Here is a 15,460-nt window from a genome sequence, read left to right on the forward strand (position 1 = left end):
TTGATGATATCACATATGGCCCCACCTTCAACGGCCGTCAAGCGCCCTCAAACCCTCACAATCTTCCCCGGGTTCATGATGTTCTCCGGGTCCAGCGCCCGCTTGATGTTCGCCATCACGTCCAGCATGTCCGCTCCGTGCTCGGCTTCCAGATACCCCATCTTGCCGTGGCCGACGCCGTGCTCGCCGGTGCAGGTGCCGTCCATCGCCAGCGCGCGCTCCACCACGCGGGCGTTCAGGCGCTTGGCCTCGGCGATCTCGTTCGGGTTGTCGGGGTCGAAGACGAACAGCACGTGGAAGTTCCCGTCCCCCACATGCCCCACGATGGGCGTGAACAGCGTCGTGCCGTCCAGGTCCGCCTTGGTCTCCACGATGCAGTCCGCCAGGCGCGAGATCGGCACGCACACATCCGACGAGAACGCCTTGCAGCCCGGACGCATGGCGATCCCCGCATAGTACGCATTGTGACGAGCATGCCACAGCCGGCTCCGCTCCTCCTCCGACCGCGCCCACTGGAAGTCCGTGCCGCCGAACTCCGCCGCGATGGACTGCACCGTCTCCACCTGCTCCTGCACGCCGGCGTCGGAGCCGTGGAACTCGAAGAACAGCGTCGGCACCTCGGCGTAGTCGGTCTTGGAGTAGGCATTCACCGCCGCGATCTGGGCTTCGTCCAGGAATTCGATCCGCGCGATGGGAACGCCGGCCTGGATGGTGGTGATGACGGTGTTCACCGCCTCCGCCACGCCGGGGAAGGGGCAGACGGCCGACAGCACCGCCTCGGGGATGCCGTGGAGGCGGAGCGTGACCTCCGTCACCACGCCCAGCGTGCCCTCCGACCCCACGAACAGGCGCGTCAGGTCATACCCCGCCGAGGACTTGCGCGCCCGGCGGCTGGTGCGGATTACCCGGCCGTCGGCCAGCACCACCGTCAGGGCCAGCACCGCCTCGCGCATGGTGCCGTAGCGCACCGCGTTGGTGCCGCTCGCCCGCGTGCTCGCCATGCCGCCGATGCTGGCGTCCGCGCCGGGATCGATGGGGAAGAACAGGCCCGTGTCGCGCAGGTACTCGTTGAGCTGCTTGCGCGTCACGCCGGCCTGGACGGTGACGTCCATGTCCTCCGGCCGGACCGCCAGAATCTCGTTCATCTGGCTGACGTCGATGCACACCCCGCCATGAAGCGCCGCCACATGCCCCTCCAGCGAGGTGCCCGTGCCGAAGGGGATCACCGGCACCTTGCGCGCCGCGCAGGCCTTCACCACCGCCGCGACCTCTTCGGTGGAGCGGCAGAAGGCCACCGCGTCGGGGGCGGCGGGGGTGTGGTAGCTCTCGTCCCGCCCATGCTGCTCGCGCACGGCGGCGGCGGTCGACAGACGCTCGCCCAGCAGGCCCTCCAGCTCGGAAATCAGCTCGGGCGGGGCGGCGCGCAGGGGAACGGCGGTGTCGAGAGCAGTCATCGGGCTAAGTCCTTGGCGGTTGTTGTCGAGGCCACCAAGACACAAAGGACACCAAGAGGGCGGAGTCAAGCGGCGGGCATCCCGCAACGCCGCATGGGGCGGAGTGATGCGAGGGGGATACGATCCCCCTCGCGCTCCCGCGCAAAGTGGGCGCCTCGCCCGGTGCCAGCCGCCGCGCCGCAGCCCACTCAGCGGGAGCGCGAGGCGCCGTGCGCCTCGCATCACCCCATCGCGGCGCAGCCGCGAAGCAGCCTCCCCCGCCGCCGTCCGCTGATCCGCGTTATCCCGGTCTCTTGGTGTTCTTCGTGCCTTTGTGGCTATCCTCGCACCCCGCCAGCGGCCCTCCACCTAACGCAAGTCCGCCTCCACCACCTCGTGCCCCGTGTGCGCGATGAAGCGGCGCAGGTCCCTGGGGTCGATGACCGTCGTCGCGGCGTTGTCCAGCGGGTGGTAGCCGCAGCGGGGTTCGTCCATCATCTCGGCGTCCAGCACCACGGTCACCCGGTTGTCACGGTCGTTCATCAGCGAGAACGGCGTCACCGAGCCCGGCGTGACCCCCAGCACCTCCAGCAGCAGGTCGGGCTTGCCGAAGGACAGGCGCTTGGAGCCGATTTTGGCGGGCAGCGTCTTCAGGTCGATGTCCCGGTCGCTGGGGCAGGTGACCAGCCACAGTTGCTTCTTGGCGTCCTTCAGGAACAGGTTCTTGCAGTGGCGGGCGGGGATGCTGTCCCATACCCCGTTGCCTTCCTCGACGGTGAAGACGGGTTCGTGCTCGTGGGTTTCATGCGCGATCCCCAGTTCGTCGAGCAGGCGCATCAGGTCATCGCGGGTGGCGTGCGGGTTCACGGGCGTCGATCCTTCGGCTTTTGCGCTGGTCTGTTCGCAGCGCATGGTGCAGGCTGCCGAAACACCTCGTCAAGAAGCCGGAACACGTCATGAGCATCTGGGGGAAGATCATCGGCGGCGCCGCCGGCCTGTTCATGGGCGGCCCTCTGGGCGCCCTGGTGGGCGCGGCGGTGGGCCATGCCGCCTATGACCGCAACCAGTCCTCCGCCGAGGGGGAAAAGGAAAAGAGCCGCCTGTTCCACGGCGATCCGCTGTCGGGCGTGAAGGACCGGGCGCGGCAGGTGGCCTTCACGGTGGCCGTGGTCACGCTGGGCGCCAAGATGGCCAAGGCCGACGGCCATGTCAGCCGGGCGGAGGTGGACGCCTTCAAGCGCGTCTTCAACATTCCGCCGGGCGATGTGGCGACGGTGGGCCGCCTGTTCGACCAGGCCAAGCAGTCGGCGGAAGGCTTCGAGATCTATGCCCGGCAGGTGGCGTTCCTGTTCAAGGACAGCCCGCAGGTGCTGGAGGAACTGCTGGGCGCGCTGTTCCTCATCGCCCAGGCCGACGGCGAGGTGAACGCGGCGGAACTGGCATTCCTGGAGAAAGTGGCGCAGATCTTCGGCCTGCCGCCGCGCGCCTTCGAGCGCGCCCGCGCCACCCACCGCGCCGGGGAAGGCGCCCGGGCCCGCACCACCGCCTTCGACGATCCGTATGCGGTGCTCGGCTGCGCGCGCGCCGCCCCGACCGACGAGATCAAGGCCACCCACCGGCGGCTGTTGCGCGAGAACCACCCGGACGTTCTGGTCTCTCAGGGCCTGCCGCAGGAGTTCCTGGAAATGGCCGAGGACAAGATGAAGGCCGTCAACGCCGCCTGGGACCAGATCCAGCGCGAACGCGGGTTGAAATGATCCGCCGCGGGCGCCACGGCGTTACCGGTCATTCGCATTGATGGAGAGACTCTCATGCGCATCCGCTTCACGACGCTCGCCGCGCCCGCCGCCGCTGCCCTGATGCTGGCGGCCTGCTCGCCGGCCGCTCATCAACAGGCCGATGTGCGCGGCACCGCCGGTCCGCCGGGCAGCATCGAGACCCGTGACACCTGGGCGCCGGGCTACCAGTACGACGTCGACGAAGGAAAGTACTACCGCATCCGCCCGGCCAGCGAGGCGCCCGCGGAAGAGTAGCCCCGCGCGGTGCAACCAAGGGGACGGGACCGGCTGTCGGAATTCGCCGGACAGCCACTTTCGGGACCATTCGGCCCGGAATCGGGACAGGCTGCGCCACCGCGGCCGCGCGTCGCCGTTTCGTCAGTGTCCGTCACGAGAAAAGCGCGACCGCCCACACAGGCCGCGTGCAACCCCATGCAAGGAGGGCTTGCCATGCGCTTCCTGACGACGACGACCGCTCTACTGTTCTCGGGCCTGATGCTCGCATCCTGCACCGGTTTCGACGATCGAACGACCGGCGCTATCGGGACCGCTCCGCCGCCGCAGGCGGCCGAGACGGTGGAGGATGACGACGCGGTCCGGTACTGACATTCCCCGCCTGCGTGCACCCGCGCGCATCTTCGGCAAACAGGATGGGCCGGGACAGCTGTTCCGGCCCGCCTTTTCGTCTGCGGCCGCTCAAGCGGCCCCACCGCCACGGCCTGAATGTCACTCGACACGTCGCGGCGCCCCGCGCACCGTATGGACGCTTCGTTCACCTCTTTCTCCAGCCGTGAAAGCCTTTTCCCGTGCCGACGCGCGACCTGCTGCTCGGCCTCATGGTGGTGTTGCTGTGGGGCTTCAACATTGTCACCGCCAAGTGGGGCGTGGCGGCCATTCCGCCGCTGTTCTTCACGGCGCTGCGGTTTGCGGCCGTGGCGGTGCTGGTGGTGCCCTTCTTTCCCCTGCCCCGCAGCGCATGGCGGCCGATCCTCATCCTGTCGGTGACCTTCGGGACCGGCGGCTTCGGGCTGATGTTCACGTCGTTCACGCTGCTGGAGGGCTCCACGGCGGCCATCGTGCAGCAACTGGTCGTGCCGTTCTCCGTCATCGTCGGCATCGTCGCCCTGGGCGAGCGGCCGGGCTGGCGGCGGCTGTCGGGCATCGGCCTGGCGCTGGCGGGCATCGTGCTGATCGCCGGCGAGCCCGGCCGCGCACCACTGGCCGGCATGCTGCTCATGGCGGGATCGGCGGCGTCCACGGCCATCGGCAACCTCTACCTCAAGAAGCTGACCATGCTGCCGCCGCTGGGAGTGGTGGGCTGGATGTCGCTGCTGGCCGTGCCACAACTGGCGGTCCTGTCGCTGCTGCTGGAGGATGGGCAGGTGGCAGCCCTTGGCCAGGCGGACGGGCGTGTCTGGCTGTCGCTGCTGTATACGGTGATCGCCGCCTCCATCATCGCCCATAGCCTCTGGGCCGGTCTGGTGCGCCGGCACGAGCTGAGCCGCATCGTTCCCTTCGCCCTGCTGGCGCCGGTGACGAGCGTGCTGTGCGCCACCGCCTTCCTGGGCGAACCGTTGACGCCGCTGAAGGTGGTCGGCGGCCTGGTGACCATGGCCGGCGTGGCGGTCATCCAGCTGCGCCAGGCGACGCGCGCACCCAACCGCCCAGCCATCGAGACCCCGGCCGAGACCGCCACTCCCGGCGGCGCGCCCTGAAGGAGCCTCCATGCCCGCTCGCGACATCCTGCTGGCGCTGCTGGTCCAGGCCATCTGGGGCCTGAACATCGTGGTCGCCAAGGCCGGGGTGGAGGCCCTGCCGCCGCTGTTCTTCACCACGCTCCGCTTTGCGCTGGTGGCGGCGCTGGTGCTGCCGTTCTTCCGCATTCCCTGGCACGCCATGAAAGGGCTGGCGCTGCTGTCCTTCACCTTCGGCACCCTGCACTTCGGGCTGCTGTTCACGGGGCTGAGCGGCATGGGGGCGGCGGCGGCGGCCATCGTCATCCAGCTGGGGCCGCCGTTTGCGGTGCTGCTGGGCGTGCTGATGTTCAAGGAGAAACTTGGGCCCAAGCGCATCGTCGGCACGGTGCTGGCGTTCTCCGGCGTCGTGCTGCTGGCCGGCGAGCCCACCGTGCCGAGCCTTGTGCCGCTGGTGCTGATGGTGTTCGCCGCCTTCGGCTGGGCGCTGTCCAACGTGGTGGTCAAGCGCCTGCCCGAGGTGAACCCGGTGCTCATGACCGGCTGGCTGAGCGCCATGGCGGTGCCGCAGGTGGGTCTCTTGTCGCTGCTGCTGGAGGACGGGCAGATCCCGGCGCTGATCTCTGCCGACTGGCGGGGCTGGGGGGCGATCGTCTACACTGCGGCCGGCGCGTCGATCGTCGCCCATTCCCTGTGGTACGGGCTGGTGCGCCGGCACGAGATGGGACAGGTGGCGCCCTTCGGCCTGCTGGCGCCGGTCATCGGCATCGTTGCGGCGGTTCTGCTGCTGGGCGAGCCGCTGACCTGGCAGAAGCTGGCCGGCGGGACGATCACCATGGTCGGCGTCGCGATCATTCAGTTGCGGTGGGCGCGTCTGAAACGCCGCCCGCCCGAGGAAGTGGGGAGCCCGACGTAACCATGCTCAAGCCTGTCCGCCATGCCCGGTCGCCCAACCACGGCCCGCGCGAGAAGTCGCAGCCGGTGGACATGCTGGTGCTGCACTACACCGGCATGAAAAGCGCCCAGGAGGCGTTGCAGCGCCTGTGCGACGAGGCCAGCTCCGTCTCCGCCCATTACCTGATCGAGGAAGACGGCACCGTCCACGCCCTGGTGCCGGAGAACCGCCGCGCCTGGCATGCCGGCGTCTCCAGCTGGCGCGGGCGCACCGACGTCAACAGCCGCTCCATCGGGATCGAGCTGGTGAACCCCGGCCACGAATTCGGCTACCGCCCCTTTCCCGAGCCGCAGATGACCGCCCTGATCGCGCTGTGTCAGGCGGTGCTGGCGCGCCACCCCATCCCCGCCCGCAACGTGGTCGGCCACGCCGATGTGGCGCCCCTGCGGAAGGAGGACCCGGGAGAGTTGTTCGACTGGAAGCGCCTGGCGGCCGAGGGCATCGGCCTGTGGCCCGGCGAGGTGGAGGCCTTTCCGACCGAGCAGCCGCCGTCCATCGCCGCGGTGCAGGAGGCGTTGACCGCCATCGGCTATGCCGCCCCCCGCTCGGGCGCCCTGGACGAGGCCACCGCCAAGGCCCTGGTCGCCTTCCAGCGCCACTTCCGCCCGGCGGACCTGTCGGGAGTCCCCGACGCCGAGACCTGGGCCATGCTCAAGGCCGTGCGGACCGCCGCCGACGCCGACCGCGCCCATCAGCTCGAGGACTGACCGGCGGCGGGGTTGGTCCTTGACGGACCGGGCTCATGCTCTATTTTCCCTGGCGCGTCAGTCGGCTGGATGGCCGCTTCGGGTGTCGTTTACGACGGCCCGGGGAGGAAAGTCCGGGCTCCACGGAAGGACGGTGCCGGATAACGTCCGGCGGGGGCGACCCCAGGGAAAGTGCCACAGAAAGCAAACCGCCCGCGCCGGCGGGGCCTCCGGGCCCTCTGCTCGCGCGGGTAAGGGTGAAAGGGTGCGGTAAGAGCGCACCGCGGGCCCGGCGACGGGACCGGCACGGTAAACCCCACCGGGAGCAAGACCAAGAGTACGGCACGCGCCACAGCCGTGGCGCAAGGTGCGTTCCGAGCCGCCGTAGTGGTAGGTCGCTAGAGGCGTCCGGTAACGGGCGTCCCAGATGAATGGCCATCCACCGCCCCTCGCGGGCGGGGACAGAACCCGGCTTACAGGCCGACTGACGCTTTATCCCGTGCCTCCTGGTCCCGCATGGGACGGCATGGGTCGCGCCGGCTCTGTCGTCATCCACCGGCCATACACGATCTCCCACAATTTTTTCCACATGCGCGTCCGGCGCATGGCCGGCATGGGTCGGGCATGGGATGGCATGGGAAACCGTCTTGGGACAGCATGGGACAGCCCCTCAAACCAGCGGGTTCCCGGGCTTTCAAGAGGTGTTTCGGCACCCGCCGGAGCGCTGGCAGGGCTGCTTCGGGCCGTAGGCTCCATGCCGCACCCAAATCACGGCTCCACACTTCCCCACAGACTTATCCACAGGAACATCTGCCGAACAGTATTCGGGCGGACTTTTCCGACTCGTTGGAAACTCTTATGTTGACGCGACCATCAGACCTGTGGACAACTACTTTCGGCCCTGTCAGTGAAACCCGTCACACCCCTAGGTACAGGGGCTTGTGGTTACTCCCGGCGTGTCGTTGACACCCATGATTTCCCATGCGATACCATGACGAACCAATGGGCGATCGCTGGCGATTCCGCCATGCCCAGGCATCGCGGAATCGCTTCGGTCACAACGGGGAAATCACGGGGGGCGCGCAATGCTCGCGCTGTTCACGGGCACCCATACGAACAAGGTCGACAAGAAGGGCCGCGTCAGCGTTCCGGCGCCCTTTCGCGCGACCTTGTCCGCGCAGGGGTTCGAGGGCGCCTGGCTGTTCCCCAACTTCACCGGCGCCCGGTGCATCGAGGGCTGCGGCGCCGAATTCATGAAGAAGCTGGCGGCGAAGATCGAGGAAAGCGCTGATCCGTTTTCCGAGACCGAGGACGACTACACGTCGCTTGTGTTCGCCGAGAGCCAGCAGGTCGCCTTCGACCCAGAGGGCCGCATCATCATTCCCAAGACGTTCATGGAATTCGCCGGCATCACCGAGCGCGCGTCCTTCGTCGGCACCGCCAACCGCTTCCAGATCTGGGAGCCCGAGGCGCGCGAGGCCTACATGGCGGAGAAGCGCGCCGCCCGCGCGAAGACGCCGCCGCGCCTGTCCGCCCGCCCGGCCGAGGGAGGCATGGCATGACCGCTCCCGCCCCCCACATTCCGGTCCTGCTGAACGAGGTCGTGGACGGCCTGCAGCCGCGCGACGGCGGCATCATCGTCGACGGCACCTTCGGCGCCGGCGGCTACACGCGCGCCATCCTGAACGCCGCCGACTGCCGCGTCGTCGGCATCGACCGCGACCCAACAGCCCTGCGTCATGCCGAGGCCGTGACGGCGGACCACCCCGGCCGCTTCTCGCTGATCCCCGGGCGCTTCGGCGAGATGGCCGCCCTGCTGCCGGCCAACGGGTTCGACGGGCCGGTGGACGGCGTGGTGCTGGACATCGGCGTGTCCTCCATGCAGATCGACGAGGCCGAGCGCGGGTTCTCCTTCGCCAAGGACGGCCCGCTCGACATGCGCATGGAAAAGTCGGGCCGGACCGCCGCCGACGTGGTGAACGAGGAAGAGGAAGGGCCGCTGGCCGACCTCATTTACCTCTATGGCGAGGAGCGCCACTCCCGCCGCGTCGCCCGCGCCATCGTCCAGGCGCGCCAGGAAAAGCCCTTCACGCGCACGGCCGAACTGGCCGACGTCATCCGCCGCGTCGTGCGCAAGAGCAAGGACGGCATCGACCCCGCCACCCGGACCTTCCAGGCCCTGCGCATCGTCGTGAATGACGAACTGGGCGAGCTGGAACGCGGCCTGGATGCCGCCGAGCGCCTGCTGAAGCCCGGCGGCCGGCTGGCCGTCGTCACCTTCCATTCGCTGGAGGACCGCGTGGTCAAGCGCTTCATCCGCGAGCGCAGCGGGCGCGCGGGCGGCGTTTCGCGGCATCTGCCCGATGCCGGCGCCAGCGGACCCGCGCCCACCTTCAAGGACATCTCCCGCAAGGCCGTCGGGCCGTCGGCGGAGGAGGCCCGCGCCAACCCGCGCGCCCGCTCCGCCAAGCTGCGGGTGGCAGAGCGTACCGAGGCCCCGGCGCCCTTCGGCAGTGGTGCGGGAGGTGCGTCATGATCCGCCCCGCCGCCATCCTGTGGGGAACCCTGGCGCTGGGCGTCGGCACCGGCCTGTTCGTGCTGAAGGTCGAGGTGCAGGCGCTGGAGGACAAGCTGACGCGCCTCAACGCGCAGATCCGCAGCGACCGGGCCGCCGTGCACGTGCTGGAGGCCGAGTGGAGCTACCTCAACGATCCGGCCCGCCTGCGCGACCAGGCGGAGCGGCTGCTGGGCATGGGCCCGTTCGCGCCCAGCCAGGTGAATTCCATCGCGCAACTGCCCCTGCGCCCCGCCCCGCCGCCGCCCGAGGCAGCGCCCGAACCGGAGACGGACCCGGTTCCGGGAGGCCCGGCCACGCCCATGGTGCGCGTCCCGGCGCCGCCGACGGCCGAGGAACTGGCGAGCGCACCGGTCTACGGGGGGACGGACCAATGACGCTCAACGCCCTGCGCCGCCTGGTCAAGAAGGACGCCGGCCCCTTCCTCTATCCCGGCGAGGAGATCCGGCCCAGCAAGCGGGCCTCGCGCGTGTCGCTGCACGGCACGCAGAAGCGCCATGTGGAGATGGGCCGCACGCGGCTGGTGGTTGCCGCCGGCCTGTTCGCCTGCGCCTTTTCGCTGGTGGGCTTCCGCCTGGTGGACCTGATGCTGCTGGACGGCGGAGAGCCGCCCGTCACCACCGCCCGCCGCGCCGCCACCGCCGAGTTCGAGGAAAGCCGGGCCGACATCGTCGACCGCAACGGCGTGCTGCTGGCGACCAACCTGCCCACGGTGAACCTCTACGCCCATCCCTACAAGATCGACGATCCCGCCACCGCGGCGCGCCGCATCGTGGAGGTGCTGCCCGACCTGTCCTTCGACGACGTGCATCGCAAGCTGGCCTCGGGGGGCAAGTTCGTCTACCTGGACCGCAACCTGACCCCGCGCGAGAAGCTGGAAATCAACGCGCTCGGCATCGTCGGCGTGGACTTCGAGGACGCCGAGCGTCGCGTCTATCCGCAGGGTGCGCTGGCCTCGCACGTGGTCGGCGCGACCGACCTGGACAACAACGGCATCGCAGGCCTGGAAGCATCGCTGAACGAGACGCTTTCCAAGGGCGGCGAGCCTGTGCGCGTGGCGCTGGACGTGCGCGTCCAGCATGCCGTGCGCGAGGAGCTGGCCTACGCCATGGCCAAGTTCAGGGCCGTTGGCGCCACCGGCATCGTGCTGGACAGCCACACGGGCGAACTGATCTCCATGGTCTCCCTGCCCGACTACGACCCCGAGCACATCGGCACCGCCACCGAAGACCAGCGCTTCAACCGCGCGACGCTGGGCGTCTACGAAATGGGCTCCACCTTCAAGCTGTTCAACACGGCCATGGCGCTGGACAGCGGCCGCATCGGCCTGTCCGACCACTTCGACGTGGAGAACCCCATCCGTGTCGCCCGCTTCACCATCCGCGACCACCACCCCGAAAAGGGCGACATGTCGGTGGCCGACATCCTGGTGAACTCGTCCAACATCGGGTCGGTGCGCATGGTGATGGAACTGGGCACGGCGGCGCAGCAGCGGTTCCTGGACGAGTTGGGCCTGCTGGACCCGGTGTCGCTGGAACTGCCCGAGAACGGCCGCCCGCTGGTGCCGAACCCGTGGCGCGAGGTCAACACCATGACCATCAGCTTCGGCCACGGCATCGCGGTGACGCCGGTGCACCTGGCCCGCGCCACCGCGGCCATGGTCAACGGCGGCGCGCTGACGCCGGTGACGCTGCTCAAGCGCGAGGCGGATGAAGTTCCCCCCGGCCGTGCCGTGATTTCGCCGCAGACGTCGCAGAGGATGCGCGAGCTGATGAGGATGGTCGTCACGGACGGCACGGCCGGCAAGGCCGACGTCCCGGGCTATCGCGTCGGCGGCAAGACGGGGACGGCCGACAAGGTGTCGGCGGCCGGCGGCTACGCCCGCCGCGCCGTGCGCACCAGCTTCGCCGGGGCCTTCCCCATGGACAACCCGCGCTACGTGCTACTGGTCGTGCTAGACGAACCCCAATCCACCAAGGAAACCTACGGTTTCATCACCTCGGGCTGGAACGCCGCCCCGACGGCGGGCCGCATCGTCGCCCGCATCGCGCCGACGCTGGGGGTCTTCCCCAGCTTTGCACCGCAGGGCCCGGTCGTCCGCCCGGAACGCCGCCCCATGGACCTTATCCAGGCCGCCGCCGCAAGGGGGACCGATGCGATCGCTGACTGATCTCATCCGCGCCTCCGGAGCGATGATCGCGGCCGGAGAGGACCGCACCGAAGCCGTGACGGTTTCCGGGCTCACCGCCGACAGCCGGGCGGTCGGGCCCGGTGCCGTCTTCGCCGCCCTGCCGGGTGCCAAGGTCGACGGGCGCGACTTCATCGCCCAGGCGGTTCAGGCCGGTGCCGTCGCCGTGCTCGCCCCCACCGGCACGACGCTCCCCAAGGGCGTGGAGGCGGTGCTGCTGACCCACGATGCGCCGCGGCTGGCCTTCAGCCTCATGGCCGCCGCCTTCCACGGCCGCCAGCCGGAAACGGTGGCTGCCGTGACGGGCACCAACGGCAAGACCTCGACGGTCAACTTCGCCCGCCAGCTCTGGACCGCGCTGGGTATGCAGGCCGCGAGCCTGGGAACCCTGGGCGTCGTCGGCCCCGACTGGACCATCGAGGGCAAGCTGACCACGCCCGACCCGGAACGCCTGCACGCCCTGCTGGCCGACATCGCCGACCGCGGTGTGACGCACCTGTGCATGGAGGCCTCCAGCCACGGCCTGGACCAGCACCGGCTGTCCGGCGTCATGGTCGCCGCCGGCGGGTTCACCAACCTGTCGCGCGACCACCTGGACTACCACGGCACCATGGAGGCCTATCTGGCCGCCAAGGCGAAGTTGTTCGGCGAGGTGATGCACGAGGGCGGCACGGCAGTCCTCAACGCCGACATCCCCGAATTCCCCATGCTGAAGGCCACCGCCGAGGCGCGCGGCCTGCGGGTCATCGACTACGGCCGCGACGCCGCCGCCATCAAGCTCCTGGACATCGCCCGCACCGCCCACGGCCAGCGCCTGACGCTGGTGCTGGACGGCGGTGAGCCGCTGACGGTGGAACTGCCGCTGGCCGGGACGTTCCAGGTGGAAAACGCCCTGTGCGCGCTGGGCCTCGTCATCGGCTGCGGCGCGGAAGCGATGCGCGCGGCGCGGGCGCTGGAGACCCTGTCCGGCGTGGCGGGCCGGCTTCAGCTGGTGGCGACGCGCGCGAATGGCGCTGCCGTCTACGTCGACTATGCCCACACCCCCGACGCCCTGGAGACGGTGCTGGAGGCCCTGCGGCCGCACGCCGCCGGCCGGCTGGTCTGCGTCTTCGGCGCGGGTGGCGACCGCGATCCCGGCAAGCGCCCGCTCATGGGAGAAGCTGCCGCGAAGCTGGCCGACGTCGCCATCGTCACCGACGACAACCCCCGCACCGAGGCCCCCGCCACCATCCGAAGCGCCGTCATGGAAGGCTGCCCGGAGGGTCTGAACATCGGCGACCGCCGCGCCGCCATTGCCGAGGGCGTGCGCCTGCTCGGCCCCGGCGACGTGCTGCTGGTGGCCGGCAAGGGGCATGAGACCGGCCAGACGGTGGGCACGGTGGTACATCCCTTCGACGACGCGGCCGAGGCCCGCGCCGCCGTCGAGGCAGCCGACGGGAGGGTCGCATGACCGACGCCACGAACACCCCCCTGCCCCCCTCCGCCCGCCCGGCGCTGTGGACTGCCGCCGAGGCTGCCGCTGCCACCGGCGGCAAGGCCTCGGGCGACTGGACCTGCACCGGCGTCTCCATCGACAGCCGCACGGTCGGCGCCGGCGACCTGTTCATCGCCATCGCCGGCCCGACCCACGACGGCCACGCCTTCGTCGCCGACGCCCTGGCGAAGGGCGCGGTCGCCGCCATGGTCCACGCCGTGCCCGAGGACTTCGGCCAGCCCGAAAGGCTGCTGGTGGTGGACGACACCTTCGCCGGCCTTCAGGCGCTGGGCCGGGCGGCGCGCGAGCGGCTGACCGGCAAGGTCATCGCGGTGACCGGCAGCGTCGGCAAGACCGGCACGAAAGAGATGCTGGCGCTGGCCTGCACGCGGCTCGGCGGCGGCCCCGTTCACGCGACCCAGGGCAACCTCAACAACCACTGGGGCCTGCCGCTGACCCTCGCCCGCTGCCCCCGCGACGCGGCCTGGTGCATCCTGGAAATGGGCATGAACCACGCCGAGGAAATCCGCCCGCTCAGCCGCCTTGCGCGGCCGCACGTGGCGGTCATCACGGCGGTGGAGGCGGTCCACCTGGAGCACTTCGACAGCGTGGAAGGCATCGCCCGCGCCAAGGCCGAGATCCTGGACGGCGTGGTGGACGGCGGCACGGCCGTCCTGCCGCGCGACAACCCGCACCACGCCCTGCTTCTGGCGACGGCAGAGCGGCTGGACCTGCGCACCACCAGCTTCGGCGCCCACATCCACGCCAGCGCCCGCCTGCTGCACACCAACACCACGGACGCGGGCCTGCGCGTGCTGGCGGACTTCTATGGCGCCAACCTGGAATACACGGTGGGCGCCACCGGCCGGCACTGGGCGATCAACAGCCTGGCGGTGCTGGCCGCCGTCCGTGCCGCGGGCGGCGACGCGGCCGAGGCGGCTCTCGCGCTGGGCGCGATGACGCCGCCCAAAGGTCGCGGCAAACGTCAATCCATTTCTTTGCCGGAAAGCCGCGGCGGAGGGCTTCTCACGATCATCGATGAGAGTTACAACGCCTCGCCCGTGTCGATGCGGGCGGCCCTGACGGTGCTGAACGGCATGACGCCCGGACGCGGCGGACGCCGCGTCGCGGTGCTCGGCGACATGCTGGAACTGGGCGGCGAGAGCGACGCGCTGCACGCCGGCCTGGCCGACGCCGTTTCGGGCTCGCGCATCGACCGCGTCCATACCTGCGGCACCCACATGGCGCATCTCGCGTCCGCCCTGCCCGAAGACCGGCGTGGCCGCCACGCCGACGACAGCACCGCCCTGGCCCCGCTGGTGGCGGCGGATGTGCGGGGCGGCGACGTGGTGATGGTCAAGGGCTCGCTGGGCAGCCGCATGGCAGTCGTGCTGGAAGCACTGCTGGCGCTGGATGCCGACGGCAAGGGTGGCGGAACCGATCACGACGACACGGGCAACGGATAAAGAGAGAGCTAGGGAAAGACCTCGGGACCATGCTGTATTTCCTGTCCCAACTGTCCGGCGAACTGGGCGCGCTGAACCTCTTCCGGTACCTGACCTTCCGGGCCGGCGGCGCTGTCGTGACGTCGTTGATCGTGGCCTTCATCGTCGGGCCCATGCTGATCCGCTGGCTGAAGAAGAAGCAGCGCGAGGGTCAGCCCATCCGCGACGACGGCCCCGAAAGCCACCTGCTGACCAAGAAGGGCACGCCCACCATGGGCGGCCTGATGATCCTGTTCGCCACCCTGGTCTCCACCCTGCTGTGGGCGGACCTGACCAACGTGTTCGTGTGGGCCGTGCTGCTGGTCACCGTCGGCTACGGCCTGCTTGGGTTCGCCGACGACTACCTGAAGGTCACCAAGCGCAACACCAAGGGCGTGTCGGGCAAGGGCAAGCTTCTCGCGCAGTTCGCCATCGCCCTGGTCGCGGCCCTGCTCATCAGCTACGGCACGACGGGCAACCTGGACAACCACCTGGCCATGCCGTTCCTCAAGAACGTGCTTCTGGACATGGGCCTGCTGTACGTGCCGTTTGCCATGCTGGTGATGGTGGGCAGCTCCAACGCCGTGAACCTGACCGACGGGCTCGACGGCCTGGCCATCGTGCCGGTGATGATCGCGTCGGGCGTCTTCATGCTGATCAGCTATCTGGTCGGCAACGCCATCTTCGCCGACTACCTGCAGATCCACCATGTGATCGGCACCGGCGAGCTTGCCATCCTGTGCGCCGCCCTGGTCGGCGCCGGCATGGGCTTTTTGTGGTTCAACGCGCCCCCGGCCATGATCTTCATGGGCGACACGGGGTCGCTGGCTCTCGGTGGTGCCCTTGGCGCCATCGCGGTGGCCACCAAGCATGAGATCGTTCTCGCGATCGTTGGTGGCCTGTTCGTGCTGGAGACCGTAAGCGTCATCGTTCAGGTCGCCAGCTTTAAACTGACCGGAAAGCGGGTCTTCCGCATGGCTCCGCTCCACCACCACTTCGAGAAAAAAGGGTGGGCGGAAAGCACGGTGGTCATCCGCTTCTGGATCATTGCCGGCATCCTCGCGATCGCCGGTCTGAGTACCCTGAAACTCCGCTGACGGAGTGTCCGGGGAAGGTACGAGAGAGAAGAAGAGAGAGACCGCCCGGCGATCCCCACGGCACAAAAAAGGGGGACGCCGGGCGGGCGAGATCGA

At 69.6% G+C, this 15,460-nt stretch carries 15 protein-coding genes and 1 other RNA gene; 14 read left to right on the top strand and 2 right to left on the bottom strand.

Translation table 11 applies throughout. The annotated features are described in order from the left end of the window. Positions 1-47 precede the first annotated feature (47 nt). Both LG334_RS15360 and LG334_RS15365 read right to left on the bottom strand, forming a co-directional pair. Positions 48-1,454 (bottom strand): FAD-linked oxidase C-terminal domain-containing protein, encoded by a 1,407-nt coding sequence (locus LG334_RS15360; RefSeq protein WP_404379346.1) that lies wholly within the window; start codon positions 1,452-1,454, stop codon positions 48-50. A 348-nt stretch (positions 1,455-1,802) separates the two neighbouring features. Continuing rightward, complete coding sequence (locus tag LG334_RS15365; RefSeq protein ID WP_404379347.1) at positions 1,803-2,300, bottom strand: prolyl-tRNA synthetase associated domain-containing protein; 498 nt, start codon at positions 2,298-2,300, stop codon at positions 1,803-1,805. Between the two features lie 89 nt (positions 2,301-2,389). Between LG334_RS15365 and LG334_RS15370 the strand changes: the two genes are divergently transcribed. From LG334_RS15370 to mraY, 14 genes are all read left to right on the top strand, one after another. Continuing rightward, positions 2,390-3,190, top strand: a complete 801-nt coding sequence (locus tag LG334_RS15370) for a TerB family tellurite resistance protein (protein WP_404379349.1) — start codon at positions 2,390-2,392, stop codon at positions 3,188-3,190. Positions 3,191-3,244: 54 nt separating this feature from the next. Further along, on the top strand, positions 3,245-3,466 hold the full coding sequence (locus tag LG334_RS15375) for a hypothetical protein (RefSeq protein ID WP_404379351.1): 222 nt from the start codon (positions 3,245-3,247) through the stop codon (positions 3,464-3,466). Between the two features lie 195 nt (positions 3,467-3,661). Continuing rightward, a complete protein-coding gene (locus tag LG334_RS15380) occupies positions 3,662-3,817 on the top strand; it encodes a hypothetical protein (protein WP_404379353.1) in 156 nt (51 codons plus the stop codon). A gap of 200 nt (positions 3,818-4,017) precedes the next feature. Next, positions 4,018-4,926, top strand: coding sequence for a DMT family transporter (locus tag LG334_RS15385; RefSeq protein ID WP_404379354.1), 909 nt, complete (start codon positions 4,018-4,020; stop codon positions 4,924-4,926). 10 nt (positions 4,927-4,936) lie between these two features. Then, positions 4,937-5,821 carry a DMT family transporter gene (locus LG334_RS15390; protein WP_404379356.1) on the top strand — a complete coding sequence of 295 codons (885 nt, stop codon included), beginning with the start codon at positions 4,937-4,939 and terminating at the stop codon, positions 5,819-5,821. Between the two features lie 2 nt (positions 5,822-5,823). Beyond that, positions 5,824-6,567, top strand: a complete 744-nt coding sequence (locus LG334_RS15395) for an N-acetylmuramoyl-L-alanine amidase (protein WP_404379358.1) — start codon at positions 5,824-5,826, stop codon at positions 6,565-6,567. Positions 6,568-6,624: 57 nt separating this feature from the next. Next, positions 6,625-7,038: RNase P RNA component class A (gene rnpB / locus LG334_RS15400), an RNA gene on the top strand. A 593-nt stretch (positions 7,039-7,631) separates the two neighbouring features. Next, complete coding sequence (locus tag LG334_RS15405) at positions 7,632-8,108, top strand: division/cell wall cluster transcriptional repressor MraZ (protein ID WP_404379359.1); 477 nt, start codon at positions 7,632-7,634, stop codon at positions 8,106-8,108. Further along, on the top strand, positions 8,105-9,082 hold the full coding sequence (rsmH, locus tag LG334_RS15410; RefSeq protein ID WP_404379361.1) for a 16S rRNA (cytosine(1402)-N(4))-methyltransferase RsmH: 978 nt from the start codon (positions 8,105-8,107) through the stop codon (positions 9,080-9,082). Before LG334_RS15405 ends, rsmH begins: the two co-directional genes overlap by 4 nt. Next, positions 9,079-9,498, top strand: a complete 420-nt coding sequence (locus LG334_RS15415) for a hypothetical protein (protein ID WP_404379363.1) — start codon at positions 9,079-9,081, stop codon at positions 9,496-9,498. The genes rsmH and LG334_RS15415 overlap by 4 nt, the downstream gene beginning before the upstream one ends. Next, complete coding sequence (locus LG334_RS15420) at positions 9,495-11,291, top strand: peptidoglycan D,D-transpeptidase FtsI family protein (protein WP_404379364.1); 1,797 nt, start codon at positions 9,495-9,497, stop codon at positions 11,289-11,291. The genes LG334_RS15415 and LG334_RS15420 overlap by 4 nt, the downstream gene beginning before the upstream one ends. After that, a complete protein-coding gene (locus LG334_RS15425; protein WP_404379366.1) occupies positions 11,275-12,759 on the top strand; it encodes a UDP-N-acetylmuramoyl-L-alanyl-D-glutamate--2,6-diaminopimelate ligase in 1,485 nt (494 codons plus the stop codon). Before LG334_RS15420 ends, LG334_RS15425 begins: the two co-directional genes overlap by 17 nt. Then, positions 12,756-14,249, top strand: coding sequence for a UDP-N-acetylmuramoyl-tripeptide--D-alanyl-D-alanine ligase (gene murF / locus LG334_RS15430; protein ID WP_404379368.1), 1,494 nt, complete (start codon positions 12,756-12,758; stop codon positions 14,247-14,249). Before LG334_RS15425 ends, murF begins: the two co-directional genes overlap by 4 nt. A 29-nt stretch (positions 14,250-14,278) precedes the next feature. Further along, positions 14,279-15,364: a phospho-N-acetylmuramoyl-pentapeptide-transferase gene (gene mraY / locus LG334_RS15435; protein ID WP_404379370.1), complete on the top strand. Its 1,086-nt coding sequence runs from the start codon at positions 14,279-14,281 to the stop codon at positions 15,362-15,364. The last annotated feature ends 96 nt before the right edge of the window (positions 15,365-15,460 follow it).

The sequence above is a fragment of the Caenispirillum salinarum genome (genome assembly GCF_044803115.1).
Classification (GTDB): Bacteria; Pseudomonadota; Alphaproteobacteria; order Rhodospirillales; family Rhodospirillaceae; genus Caenispirillum; species Caenispirillum salinarum_A.

Excerpts from the sequence above, each read along its gene's own strand:
- LG334_RS15360 (WP_404379346.1), bottom strand. The coding sequence starts at position 1,454 with ATGACTGCTCTCGACACCGCCGTTCCCCTGCGCGCCGCCCCGCCCGAG.
- LG334_RS15370 (WP_404379349.1), top strand. The coding sequence starts at position 2,390 with ATGAGCATCTGGGGGAAGATCATCGGCGGCGCCGCCGGCCTGTTCATG.
- LG334_RS15375 (WP_404379351.1), top strand. The coding sequence starts at position 3,245 with ATGCGCATCCGCTTCACGACGCTCGCCGCGCCCGCCGCCGCTGCCCTG.
- LG334_RS15380 (WP_404379353.1), top strand. The coding sequence starts at position 3,662 with ATGCGCTTCCTGACGACGACGACCGCTCTACTGTTCTCGGGCCTGATG.
- LG334_RS15390 (WP_404379356.1), top strand. The coding sequence starts at position 4,937 with ATGCCCGCTCGCGACATCCTGCTGGCGCTGCTGGTCCAGGCCATCTGG.
- LG334_RS15395 (WP_404379358.1), top strand. The coding sequence starts at position 5,824 with ATGCTCAAGCCTGTCCGCCATGCCCGGTCGCCCAACCACGGCCCGCGC.
- LG334_RS15405 (WP_404379359.1), top strand. The coding sequence starts at position 7,632 with ATGCTCGCGCTGTTCACGGGCACCCATACGAACAAGGTCGACAAGAAG.
- rsmH (WP_404379361.1), top strand. The coding sequence starts at position 8,105 with ATGACCGCTCCCGCCCCCCACATTCCGGTCCTGCTGAACGAGGTCGTG.
- LG334_RS15415 (WP_404379363.1), top strand. The coding sequence starts at position 9,079 with ATGATCCGCCCCGCCGCCATCCTGTGGGGAACCCTGGCGCTGGGCGTC.
- LG334_RS15420 (WP_404379364.1), top strand. The coding sequence starts at position 9,495 with ATGACGCTCAACGCCCTGCGCCGCCTGGTCAAGAAGGACGCCGGCCCC.
- LG334_RS15425 (WP_404379366.1), top strand. The coding sequence starts at position 11,275 with ATGCGATCGCTGACTGATCTCATCCGCGCCTCCGGAGCGATGATCGCG.
- murF (WP_404379368.1), top strand. The coding sequence starts at position 12,756 with ATGACCGACGCCACGAACACCCCCCTGCCCCCCTCCGCCCGCCCGGCG.
- mraY (WP_404379370.1), top strand. The coding sequence starts at position 14,279 with ATGCTGTATTTCCTGTCCCAACTGTCCGGCGAACTGGGCGCGCTGAAC.